14 protein-coding genes are annotated in these 12,019 nt (G+C 37.6%); 13 read left to right on the forward strand and 1 reads right to left on the reverse strand.

Annotation, left to right across the window (positions count from 1 at the left end; translation table 11 throughout):
- Positions 1-14 precede the first annotated feature (14 nt).
- Both ribD and ODE14_RS11050 read left to right on the forward strand, forming a co-directional pair.
- On the forward strand, positions 15-1,049 hold the full coding sequence (ribD, locus tag ODE14_RS11045) for a bifunctional diaminohydroxyphosphoribosylaminopyrimidine deaminase/5-amino-6-(5-phosphoribosylamino)uracil reductase RibD (protein WP_263601486.1): 1,035 nt from the start codon (positions 15-17) through the stop codon (positions 1,047-1,049).
- A complete protein-coding gene (locus ODE14_RS11050) occupies positions 1,039-1,644 on the forward strand; it encodes an IMPACT family protein (RefSeq protein ID WP_263601487.1) in 606 nt (201 codons plus the stop codon). The genes ribD and ODE14_RS11050 overlap by 11 nt, the downstream gene beginning before the upstream one ends.
- Here ODE14_RS11050 and ODE14_RS11055 read toward each other — a convergent pair.
- A complete protein-coding gene (locus ODE14_RS11055; protein ID WP_248390918.1) occupies positions 1,641-2,351 on the reverse strand; it encodes a zinc metallopeptidase in 711 nt (236 codons plus the stop codon). The two genes, ODE14_RS11050 and ODE14_RS11055, sit on opposite strands and share 4 nt — an antisense overlap.
- Before the next feature lie 103 nt (positions 2,352-2,454).
- Here ODE14_RS11055 and ODE14_RS11060 point away from each other — a divergent pair, with 103 nt between their 5' ends.
- From ODE14_RS11060 to nuoH, 11 genes are all read left to right on the forward strand, one after another.
- Entirely contained in the window at positions 2,455-3,582 is a 1,128-nt protein-coding gene (locus tag ODE14_RS11060; protein WP_248390917.1) for a GNAT family N-acetyltransferase, read from the forward strand.
- A 34-nt stretch (positions 3,583-3,616) separates the two neighbouring features.
- Positions 3,617-3,793, forward strand: coding sequence for a hypothetical protein (locus tag ODE14_RS11065; protein ID WP_248390915.1), 177 nt, complete (start codon positions 3,617-3,619; stop codon positions 3,791-3,793).
- Between the two features lie 120 nt (positions 3,794-3,913).
- A complete protein-coding gene (locus ODE14_RS11070; protein ID WP_029298774.1) occupies positions 3,914-4,285 on the forward strand; it encodes an NADH-quinone oxidoreductase subunit A in 372 nt (123 codons plus the stop codon).
- Between the two features lie 104 nt (positions 4,286-4,389).
- Entirely contained in the window at positions 4,390-4,950 is a 561-nt protein-coding gene (locus ODE14_RS11075; RefSeq protein ID WP_066441001.1) for an NADH-quinone oxidoreductase subunit B, read from the forward strand.
- 5 nt (positions 4,951-4,955) lie between these two features.
- Complete coding sequence (locus ODE14_RS11080; RefSeq protein WP_248390913.1) at positions 4,956-5,450, forward strand: NADH-quinone oxidoreductase subunit C; 495 nt, start codon at positions 4,956-4,958, stop codon at positions 5,448-5,450.
- A gap of 67 nt (positions 5,451-5,517) precedes the next feature.
- A complete protein-coding gene (gene nuoD, locus ODE14_RS11085) occupies positions 5,518-6,741 on the forward strand; it encodes an NADH dehydrogenase (quinone) subunit D (RefSeq protein ID WP_066440999.1) in 1,224 nt (407 codons plus the stop codon).
- Between the two features lie 121 nt (positions 6,742-6,862).
- Complete coding sequence (nuoE, locus tag ODE14_RS11090; RefSeq protein ID WP_263601488.1) at positions 6,863-7,372, forward strand: complex I 24 kDa subunit family protein; 510 nt, start codon at positions 6,863-6,865, stop codon at positions 7,370-7,372.
- 68 nt (positions 7,373-7,440) lie between these two features.
- Positions 7,441-8,793 (forward strand): NADH-quinone oxidoreductase subunit NuoF, encoded by a 1,353-nt coding sequence (nuoF, locus tag ODE14_RS11095; protein ID WP_248390908.1) that lies wholly within the window; start codon positions 7,441-7,443, stop codon positions 8,791-8,793.
- 73 nt (positions 8,794-8,866) lie between these two features.
- On the forward strand, positions 8,867-9,643 hold the full coding sequence (locus ODE14_RS11100) for a hypothetical protein (RefSeq protein ID WP_263603837.1): 777 nt from the start codon (positions 8,867-8,869) through the stop codon (positions 9,641-9,643).
- Positions 9,644-9,685: 42 nt separating this feature from the next.
- The gene (locus ODE14_RS11105; RefSeq protein WP_263601489.1) at positions 9,686-10,684 is read left to right on the forward strand and encodes a 2Fe-2S iron-sulfur cluster-binding protein; all 999 of its coding nucleotides are present in this window, start codon (positions 9,686-9,688) and stop codon (positions 10,682-10,684) included.
- A gap of 178 nt (positions 10,685-10,862) precedes the next feature.
- A complete protein-coding gene (gene nuoH, locus ODE14_RS11110) occupies positions 10,863-11,927 on the forward strand; it encodes an NADH-quinone oxidoreductase subunit NuoH (RefSeq protein ID WP_248390902.1) in 1,065 nt (354 codons plus the stop codon).
- The last annotated feature ends 92 nt before the right edge of the window (positions 11,928-12,019 follow it).

Here is a 12,019-nt window from a genome sequence, read left to right on the forward strand (position 1 = left end):
TTTTTTCATTCAGTATGCAGGACGAATTTTATATTAAAAGATGTATTGAGCTCGCCAATAAAGCATTAGGTAAAACTTATCCTAATCCGCTGGTTGGAAGTGTAATTGTGCACAACAACAAGATTATCGGTGAAGGTTATCATCATAAAGCCGGTGAAAACCACGCGGAAATCAACGCTATCAATTCGGTTCATGACAAATCATTGATTCCGGAATCTACTATTTATGTATCACTGGAACCCTGTGCGCATTATGGAAAAACCCCACCATGTGCGTTAAAAATCAAAGAATTGGGCTTTAAAAAAGTTGTCATTGGTGCTATGGATTCTCATGACAAAGTAAACGGGAAAGGAAAAAAAATTATCCAGGATGCAGGAATAGAAGTCGTTTCAGGAATTCTTGAGAAAGAGTGCACCGAATTAAACAAGAGATTTTTCACTTATCATGAAAAGAAAAGACCATATATTATTCTGAAATGGGCACAGTCCGGTGACGGCTTTATGGATAAAGATTTTAAACCGGTTTCCATTTCAAATTCTTTGGTCAATCAGTTTGTTCATCAACTGAGGGCAGACGAACACGCTATTCTTGTAGGAACACAGACCGCTTTGAATGACAATCCTGCCCTCACAGTACGAAACGTTGAAGGTGTAAATCCAGTGAGAATTCTGATTGATTTTAATTTGAAAGTTCCGCAGGATTTCAATATATATAACAGAGATTCAAAAACATTGGTTATTAACGCTGTTAAAGATGAAGAAGGAGAAAATATCCGTTTCATAAAAATCAATAAAGAGAATTTTCTCCATGAACTGATGGATGCTTTATATAAAGAACAGATTCAGTCGGTGATCATAGAAGGAGGGAGTTTTACCCTTCAGCAATTTATTGATAAAAACCTTTGGGATGAAGCGATAATCATTGAAAATGAAAATTTAAAACTTGAAAACGGTACAAAAGCCCCGCAATTTGACGCAAAACCTGAAAAAGAAGAAATATTCAGGGATAATTTAATACGATTTTACAAGAGAAAGAATTATGTTGTTTGAGTACAAAACGATAGAAAAACCCGTAGAAAATATTTTATTAAAAGAAAAAGGAAGTAAATTTATAGGATTTGCTTATCCTGTAAATAATGAAGAAGAGCTTAAACATGCTTTAGAAAAAATAAAATCTGAACATCCGAAAGCAACGCATCACTGTTATGCTTTCAGAATAGGACTCATTGGAGAAAATTATCGGGCCAATGATGACGGAGAGCCTTCGGGAAGTGCCGGACTTCCTATTTACAACCAGCTTCTTGCTAATGAAATCACCAATGTAATCGTTATTGTTGTACGCTATTACGGCGGGACAAAATTAGGGGTTTCCGGCTTGGTAAAAACATATAAGGAGTCAGCTAAACTCACTTTGGAAGAATCTCATATCATTACAAAAGAACTGGAAACAACGTTAGAAATAAGTTTCAATTTTGATCAGCAAAACATCATCTTTACACTTCTTTCAAAATATGATGCAAAAGTGATCGATTTTGCTGCCGATGAAAAATGTATAGTTACCGCATCTCTAAAACTATCACAAAAAGAAAGCATTTCGGACAAATTGTCCGAAATGCAGCATATAACTTTTAATTTTAAAAATTAATCTCTTCTGCCTCCCATAAGCAGTGATGCCCAGTATAAAAGTTGAGCTAGTGATCCAACAGCAGCTACCACATAGGTTCTGGCCGCCCAGTTTAAACTGTCTTTTACGCCTACATACTCTTCAGCGGTTACTGTACCGGTATCTCTCAACCATTTCATTGCCCTATTACTTGCATCGTATTCTACAGGAAGAGTAATAAAAGCAAACAGCGTTGTACATGCAAACATGATCACTCCTATAGCCAAAACCAAACGGTTTCCTGTCGGGTTTTCAATAGACTGCGTAGCAGCCATAATCATAATTCCCGCAATAAGCACAAACTGCATAAGATTTGAGCTTATCTGTACCACAGGTACCAGTTTCGAACGAAGCTGCAACATAGAATATCCTACTTTGTGTTGTACAGCATGTCCGCATTCGTGTGCTGCCACTGCAGCTGCCGCAGCATTTCTCTGCATATAAACAGCTTCTGAAAGATTTACCGTTTTATTTTCAGGATTGTAGTGGTCTGTTAATTGTCCCGGAACCGATATTACCTGAACATCATTAATTCCGTTATCTCTCAGCATCTTTTCTGCCACCTCCTTACCGGAAAGCCCGTTCCGGAGATGCACTTTTGAATAATATTCGAATTTCGACTTGAGCCTTGATGAAACCCACCAGCTTACAAGCATTGAAATCCCAATGATTATATAATACCCTATCATCTTAGTAACTTTATAATATATTTTCACCCGATATGATGTAAAAACTGTGCCAAAGTTTAGCATTTATTTGGTTATATTTGCTTATTAATTTGCCTTTAAAACTATGTCTACAATTTCAGTAATTGAAGTAAAAACACCGGATCAGTTAAAGCAATTCGTGAAATTTCCAATGGATTTGTATAAAAACAATCCTTATTATGTCCCGTCATTTATCAATGATGAGATCAATATTTGGAATCCGAACGAAAATCCCGCCATGCAGTATTCTGAAGCGAAGCAGTTTCTGGCTTTTAAAGACAATAAAATTGTTGGCAGGATTGCCGTAATGATCAATCATAAAGAAGAAAAAGAACTGGGCATCAGAAAAGTCCGTTTCGGATGGATAGATTTCATTGACGACCCTGAAGTATCTAAAGCACTAATAGACACCACTATAAACTACGCTAAAGAAAAAAAAATCAATAAGATAGAAGGTCCTATGGGCTTTACCAACCTGGATAAAGCAGGAATGCTGACTTTAGGATTTGACAAGCTGGCAACGATGATCGGAATTTACAATCATGAATATTATCCAAAACATCTTGAAAAATTAGGCTTAACAAAAGAAAAGGAATGGGTAGAATTTGAACTTCAATTTCCGGAAATACTCCCGGATAAAATTCACAAATTTAACGAATTAATATCCCAAAAATACAAACTCAAAGTCCTGAATTTCAAATCAAAAGAAGAAATCATTGAATATGTGGACCCTATGTTTGACCTTCTCGACGAGACCTATAAACATCTGTCCACCTATACTCCCATTTCCGATGAGCAGCGCAAAACGTACAAGGAAAAATATTTTAAGCTGATTGATAAAGATTATATTGTATGTGTTGCGGATGATGCAGATCAGCTCATTGCTTTTGCTATTACAATGCCTTCCTATTCCACAGCTTTACAAAAATCAGGAGGGAAACTTTTGCCTTTCGGTTGGTGGCATTTTCTGAAAGCAGGAAAGAAAAATGACCGGGCTAATTTTTATTTAATAGGAATTCACCCTGATTATCAGCGAAGAGGTGTTACTTCCATTATTTTTAAAGAAATCTGGAAACTTTTCAGAAAAAAAGGAGTAAAATACCTTGAAACCAATCCCGAGCTCGAAGAAAATAAAAGCATCCAGCTCCTTTGGCAGGATTATAATCCCGTGAATCACAAAAGAAGACGAACATATTCTTTAGACATTATTTAATTTATTTAAAAACTAGATTACTCACCATTAGATTATGAAAATCCGTCTTATTATTTTTGGAGTTTTAATTGCAGGATTCGTTGTTTTCAATCTTTTTCTTCAAACAGGAAATGAAAGAACCGACACAGCCGTAAATATCATTTATGCCAGCATTCTATTCGGGTACATTTCCTTCATGGCATTTTCTCTCATCAAAAAAATGAAGAAATAACGTTATTTTTATTGATTCTAAATTGTAAGTTTTATCCATTTTCATGAGACTTTTAATGGTATAAATTTCATGCTTTCTTGTTTATTCCCTAAATTTGCAAATTGAGATAATAATGCAAAAATGAATTTACCTGAAAGTTATATTCCAATCCTTATACAAGCAGGTGTTGCGATAGGTTTCGTAGCCATTTCTTTGCTTGGAGCACATTTTTTAGGTCCGAAACAGAAAAAAGGAAATTCTGTGAAAAACCAAAGCTGGGAATGTGGAGTCCCGGTAGAAGGAAATGCAAGAACACCGTTTTCAATTAAATACTTTTTAACAGCAGTACTGTTTGTATTATTCGATATTGAAATCGTATTTTTTTATCCGTATGCAGTCAACTTCAGAGAATTCGGAATGGAAGGATTCTTAGCAGTACTCATGTTCGTGGCGATTTTCTTTATGGCATTTTTTTATGTCTGGAAACGCGGTGCATTAGATTGGGATAAATAAAAAGGAATAGAAATTTTAAATGACAGTTTTAGACAATTCAGTTTACTTTAAAACTAACATTAACAGTAATTTTGAATCTAAAATTAAATCTTAAATCTAAAAAAATGTCAGATAACAAACCAATAATAAGAACAGATGCACCTGCTCCGGAAGGATTTGAAGGAGAAGGGTTTTTCGCAACGAAACTGAGCAGTGTAATCGGGATGGCCAGAAAGTTTTCTCTATGGCCGCTGCCTTTTGCAACCTCTTGTTGTGGTATCGAGTTTATGGCTACCCTCAACCCAACATATGATGCCTCAAGATTTGGTATGGAAAGAAACTCTTTCTCACCAAGACAGGCAGATTTGTTGATGGTTTGCGGAACGATATCAAAAAAATTAGGCCCCGTGCTTAAAGAAGTGTATACTCAAATGGCAGAGCCGAAATGGGTAGTATCCGTTGGTGCCTGTGCGTGCAGCGGAGGTATTTTCGATACCTATTCCGTATTGCAGGGGATCGACAAAATCATTCCTGTGGATGTATACGTTCCGGGATGTCCTCCAAGACCGGAACAGATCATTGAAGGGGTAATGCAGGTTCAGGCTCTTGCAGAAAGTGAAAGCATCAGAAGAAGAGATATGCCTGAATATCAAAAACTATTAGATTCTTACAACATAAGCAACTAACGGAAATGACAAACGAATTTGTATTAGAAGCAATCACAAGGGAATTTCCGGAATCTGTAATCTCAAGTTCAGAGCCTTATGGAATGTTGACAATTGAGGTAAAAAAAGAAGACCTGAAAAAAATAGTTCACTATCTGAAGGACTCAACATTGGAAATCAATTTCCTCACCGATGTTTGTGGAATCCATTACCCGGAATTTCCTGAAAAAGAAATAGGAGTAGTATATCACCTTCACAACATGATGACCAACTTCAGACTGCGTCTAAAAATCTTTATGTCCAGAGAAAATATAGAAGTAGATTCCTTAGTAGACCTTTACGCAGGAGCCAACTGGATGGAAAGAGAAACCTATGATTTCTTCGGAATTAAATTTAAAGGCCATCCGGATCTCAGACCTATTCTTAATATGGAAGATCTTGGATACCACCCTATGCTGAAAGAATATCGTCTGGAAGATGGTACAAGAACCGATAAGGACGACGCAATGTTCGGAAGATAAAAATATAAATGATTAATGATGATTGATTAATGATCAATTATCACCTATCAATTATCAATTATATATTATGAAAGATAACTCATTATCCAATATACTCAACCAATACGAAAGCAAAGAGCAGATTGACGGGCAATTGTACACCCTCAATTTAGGTCCTACGCACCCTGCGACACACGGGATTTTCCAGAACATCCTTACTATGGATGGAGAAAGGATTCTTCACGCAGAACAAACCGTTGGATACATCCACCGAGCATTTGAGAAAATTTCCGAAAGAAGAAACTATTCTCAGATCACAACTCTTACCGACCGTATGAACTACTGTTCAGCTCCGATCAATAATTTAGGTTGGCACATGACCGTAGAAAAACTGATTGGCGTTGAGGTTCCAAAGCGTGTAGATTATATGCGTGTTATTTTAATGGAATTGGCAAGAATCGGAGATCACCTGATCTGTAATGGTGTAACGGGAATGGATTCGGGAGCAATCACAGGTCTTACCTATATGTTCATCGAAAGAGAGAGAATCTATGATATGTATGAACAGATCTGCGGGGCAAGGATGACAACCAATATGGGAAGAATCGGAGGTTTTGAAAGAGATTTCACCCCTAAATTCCATGAGTTAATTAAGGATTTCCTTAAAACTTTTCCACCAAGATTCAAAGAATTCTGTACATTGTTAGAAAGAAACAGAATCTTTATGGACAGAACCATCGGAGCAGGAGCAATTTCTGCAGAGAGAGCTTTAAGCTATGGTTTCACAGGTCCAAATTTAAGGGCTACAGGCGTAGACTATGATGTAAGAGTTGCACAGCCTTATTCATCTTATCAGGATTTCGACTTCATTATCCCTGTGGGAACATCAGGAGACACTTACGACCGTTTTATGGTTCGTCAACAAGAGATCTGGGAATCCATTAAAATCATCAAACAAGCATACGAAAATCTTCCTGAAGGTCCGTTCCACGCTGATGTGCCTGATTTCTATCTTCCTGAAAAAGCTGATGTCTATCAGAAAATGGAAGCTTTAATCTACCATTTCAAAATTGTAATGGGAGAAACGGATGTCCCTAAAGGTGAAGTTTACCACGCTGTAGAAGGAGGAAACGGAGAATTAGGTTTCTATCTGGTAAGTGATGGTGGAAGAAGCCCTTACAGACTGCATTTCAGAAGACCATGTTTCATTTATTATCAGGCTTATCCTGAAATGATTACAGGCTCTGTAATTTCTGATGCGATTGTAACCATGTGTAGTATGAATATTATTGCGGGAGAATTAGATGCATAAATCAGAATTTAGAAAATAGATGAAAGATCAAAGACTTTCATCACCCAATATAAAATTGAATTTAGAACACGAATCTCAGAGTCTTTCTCTTTTTTCTATGTTCTTTAATCTTAGATAAAATATGAGCGAAACAATAGCTTTTAAACCGGAAAGTTTAGCACAGGTACACAAAATGATCGCAAGATATCCAGAAGGGAGACAAAAATCTGCGCTTATTCCTGTACTGCATTTGGCACAGAAAGAATTCGGTGGGTGGTTAGACGTTCCAGTAATGGATTATGTTGCAGAATTATTGAGTATTAAACCAATTGAAGTATATGAAGTTGCAACTTTCTATACGATGTTCAATATGAAACCGGTTGGTAAATATGTTTTGGAAGTTTGCAGAACGGGACCCTGCATGGTGTCGGGAAGTGAAAAAATCCTTAATCACATCAGAACAAAACTGAATATTAAGGATGGAGAAACTACAGAAGACGGAATGTTCACATTAAAGCCTGCTGAATGTTTAGGTGCTTGTGGATATGCTCCGATGATGCAGCTTGGAAAATTCTTTCATGAAAATTTAACAATAGAAAAAGTAGACGAAATTCTTGACCTTTGCAGAGAAGGACAGGTTGATTTAGGCTAATTGAGTTAATTTTTAAATAATTATAAAAGCTAAAAGCCATAAGCCAATAGCTAAAAGCATAATAAAAAATGAGTAAAAAACTTTTACTTAAAGACGCACATATAGAAGGAATCCGCTACTTTGAAACCTACCGTAAACAGGGAGGTTACACAGCAGCTGAAAAAGCCTTGAAAATGACCCCGGACGAAATTCTGGAAGAAGTAAAAGCTTCAGGACTTCGTGGCCGTGGTGGAGCAGGATTTCCAACAGGAATGAAATGGAGCTTTTTGGCGAAACCGGAAGGTGTCCCTAGACACCTGGTAGTAAATGCCGATGAGTCTGAACCGGGAACATTCAAAGACAGATATCTGATGGAATTCCTTCCCCATGTATTGATTGAAGGAATGCTGATCTCATCGTATTGTTTGGGTTCTAATGTTTCTTACATCTACATCAGAGGAGAATATTCGTGGATTCCTGATATTTTAGAGGAAGCCATTGAAGAAGCAAAAGCTGCCGGATTTTTAGGTAAAAATATTCTTGGAACGGGGTTCGATCTTGAAATCTATGTTCAGAGAGGTGCCGGAGCATATATCTGTGGTGAAGAAACTGCTTTGCTGGAATCTCTTGAAGGGAAAAGAGGAAATCCAAGACTGAAACCGCCATTCCCTGCTGTAAAAGGGCTTTGGGAAAGACCAACCGTAGTCAATAACGTTGAATCTATTGCTGCAATTGTTCCGATTATTGATATAACCGGAGCCGAATATGCTAAAATTGGTGTTGGCAGATCTACAGGTACAAAACTGATTTCAGCTTGTGGAAACATCAATAAGCCGGGAGTTTATGAAATCGACATGACCATTACCGTTGAAGAATTCATTTATTCAGACGAATATTGTGGAGGGATTAAAGATGGTAAAAAATTAAAAGCTTGTATTCCTGGAGGAAGCTCAGTTCCAATTGTTCCTGCCAATTTATTATTAAAAACCGTAAACGGAGAACCGAGATATATGAACTACGAATCTTTGGCAGACGGAGGCTTCGCTACCGGTACCATGATGGGTTCAGGAGGTTTCATCGTATTGGATGAAGACCAGTGTATCGTAGAACATACCATGACTTTAGCGAGATTTTATAATCACGAAAGTTGCGGACAATGTACACCATGCCGAGAGGGTACGGGATGGATGTATAAAATATTAAAGAAAATTGAAAATGGACAAGGCAAGATGGAAGACATCGACTTGCTTTGGGATATTCAGAGAAAAATAGAAGGTAACACAATCTGCCCATTGGGAGATGCGGCAGCATGGCCTGTAGCGGCGGCAATACGTCATTTCAGAGATGAATTTGAATGGCACGTGAAAAATCCTGAATTGTGTCTAACACAAAATTACGGATTGGCTCACTATGCGGATCCAATTCCGACGCCGACGGTTTAGGCCTGTTTTAAGACAATAAATTAGGGTGATAAAAAAGTGTGTATTACTGCTTGGGTTAGCAGTAACGCTGGGTATGAAAGCCCAGGAAAATCATGTGGATCCATTTAAAAAAGGATCAGTAATGGTATTTTGGGGGTGGAACAATTCGGTATATTCAAAATCGGATATTCATTTTAAAGGAGATGGATATGATTTTCAACTGAATAATGTTGTTGCCCACGATAGACAAACGAAATTTGATTGGGGAGTGTATTTTAAACCTAACTCAATCACAATTCCGCAGGTGAACTATAGAATCACGTATTTTCCTAAAGATAATCTGGGGATTACGTTAGGAATGGATCATATGAAATATGTGATGGATCAGAATCAGTCAGTTGATTTTAAAGGATATATCAATAATCCTGAATATGCTGAACTGGTACATAACGGAAAAGTAGATTTAAGTGATGCCAAATTATTAACATTTGAACACACAGACGGTCTTAATTATATTAATATTGGTGCTCAGAAGTATCATAATGTTTTGAACAAAAAAAATATTGATCTTTTTCTGAGCTATGGTGCCGGAATCGGCGCCCTGCTGCCAAAATCGAATGTAAAGCTGATGGGGAATGAAAGAAGTGACAGATTCCATCTTGCAGGATTCGGTGCTGATATCAGAGGAGCGATAAGCCTGGTTGCCATAAGACACGTTGTTTTTCAGGTAGAAGGTAAATTGGGTTACATTAATATGCCGGATATTAAAACAACTCTGAATAATAAGCCGGATAAGGCTTCACAGGACTTTGTGTACGGAGAAGTAGATTTTGGTATTGGATATACATTTAATACAAAAAAGTATAATTAATAAAGCTTACTGCTCGAACAGTAAAAGCGAAAAGCATAGAATATGAGCGAAGAGGTTAAAAAATTTAAAATAACTATAGACGGACAAACTACCGAAGTGTTGCCCGGAACTTCCATCCTGGAAGCGGCAAGACAAATCGGCGGAAAATCTGTACCTCCTGCAATGTGCTACTACAGCAAATTGGAAACCAGTGGGGGAAGATGCAGAACCTGCCTTGTGGAAGTTTCTAAAGGGTCTGAAGCAGATCCGCGTCCTATGCCGAAATTGGTTGCAAGCTGCAGAACAAATGTAATGGATGGTATGGAAGTAAAAAACCTTACCTCGGAAAAGGCTCAGGAAGGAAGAAAAGCAGTTACCGAATTCTTGCTGGTAAATCACCCGCTGGATTGCCCTGTTTGTGATCAGGCAGGAGAATGCCACCTTCAGGATTTGGGTTATGAATACGGAAACCCTGAAACAAGAACTGAGTTTGAAAGAAATACCTATGATGCAGATGATCTTGGCCCACATATCAAACTGAATATGGACCGTTGCATCCTGTGCGCAAGATGTGTATTGGCTGCAAACCAGTTAACAGGTCAAAGAGAACACGGAATTCTTTTCAGAGGAGATCACGCAGAAATTTCCACTTATTTAAATAAAGCATTAGACAATGATTTTATCGGAAACGTAATTGATGTTTGTCCGGTAGGAGCATTAACCGACAGAACAGCTCGTTTTGCCAGCAGAGTATGGTTCACAAAACCAATGAACGCTACCTGTAACTGCGAAAAATGTTCAGGAAAAGCTACCGTTTGGATGAAAGGTGATGAAATTATAAGAGTTACCGCAAGAAAGGATCAGTGGGGAGAAGTTGAAGAATTCATCTGTGATACGTGTCGTTTCGGGAGAAAAGAACTTTCTGACTGGAATATCGAAGGTCCTAGACATATCGACAGACACTCTGTTATTTCATTGAATCATTATGAAAAGCCTAAAGATGAGCTAAGAGTTTTAGACAATCCAATGGCTAAAGAAATCAGTGAAAAAGACGAAAAATAAAAAAGTTGGATGCTTGAAGATGAAAGATGGAGGTTTGTAACCGTAAAATTTTTCACTTCTACGTTTAATTTTAATTTTGTTAAAAATAAAATAAATTGGTAATGTGATGAAGAGTTGATGCACAAAGTGATATACTTCCAGCTTCCAGCTCCCATCTTCAAAACATTTAAAATAAAAAATGGATTTACTTACATTTAAACTTATACTTGTACTGGCACTTTTCCTTCTTTCGCTTACGATTGCAGCCTATTCTACATGGGCTGAAAGAAAAGTTGCCGCCATTATGCAGGACAGAATCGGGCCTAACAGAGCGGGACCATTCGGATTGCTGCAACCGCTTGCCGATGGTGGAAAGTTTTTCTTTAAAGAAGATTTTACCCCTGCCAATGCGGAAAAGTTTCTTTTCGTATTAGGGCCGGCTTTGGTAATGTTTATATCATTGATCACGGGAGCAGTTATTCCTTGGGGTAAAAGTTTAAATATTGCCGGTACTTCTTACGATCTACAGGTTGCCAACATCGATGTTGGTGTACTTTTCATCATTGGGATGGCTTCTATCGGTGTTTACGGAATCATGATCGGAGGCTGGGCTTCCAACAATAAATATTCATTATTAGGTGCCATCCGTGCATCTTCCCAGATGATCTCTTACGAACTGGCAATGGGATTAGCCTTACTTTCTATCATTATGATGACGGGAAGTTTAGATTTAAAGGAAATCACAGAAAGTCAGACCAACGGAAAATTATGGGGAGTTATTCCATGGGTTTCCGGACTAAACTGGAATATATTTTACCAGCCGGTTGCTTTCCTTGTTTTTATCGTGGCAGCTTTGGCAGAAACCAACAGACACCCTTTCGATTTACCGGAATGTGAATCTGAATTGGTAACAGGATATTCTACCGAATATTCATCCATGAAATTAGGATTGTACATGTTTGGTGAATATGTAAATATGTTTATATCAAACGCATTCATGGTGGTTCTTTTCTTCGGAGGATATAACTATCCGGGAATAGAATGGGTAACTCAGAACTGGGGAGAAAATACAGCCGGAATTTTGAGTATCGTAGCATTTTTAATGAAAACGATCATCGGAATCTTGATCTTTATGTGGATCAGATGGACACTTCCGAGATTCAGATACGACCAGTTAATGCACTTAGGTTGGAAAACTTTAATTCCAATGGCATTGGTAAACCTGCTGATTACAGGAGCTGTAATTTTAGCATTTGGGAATTAATTAATTTGAAATGAGTTAATTTGAGAATTTGAAAATGGAATATTTTTCCTGCTTTCAACTTCCAACAAGATATAAATTTGAAAATGAGCTGA

It is taken from the genome of Chryseobacterium sp. PET-29 (assembly GCF_025736815.1).
GTDB lineage: Bacteria > Bacteroidota > Bacteroidia > Flavobacteriales > Weeksellaceae > Chryseobacterium > Chryseobacterium nepalense.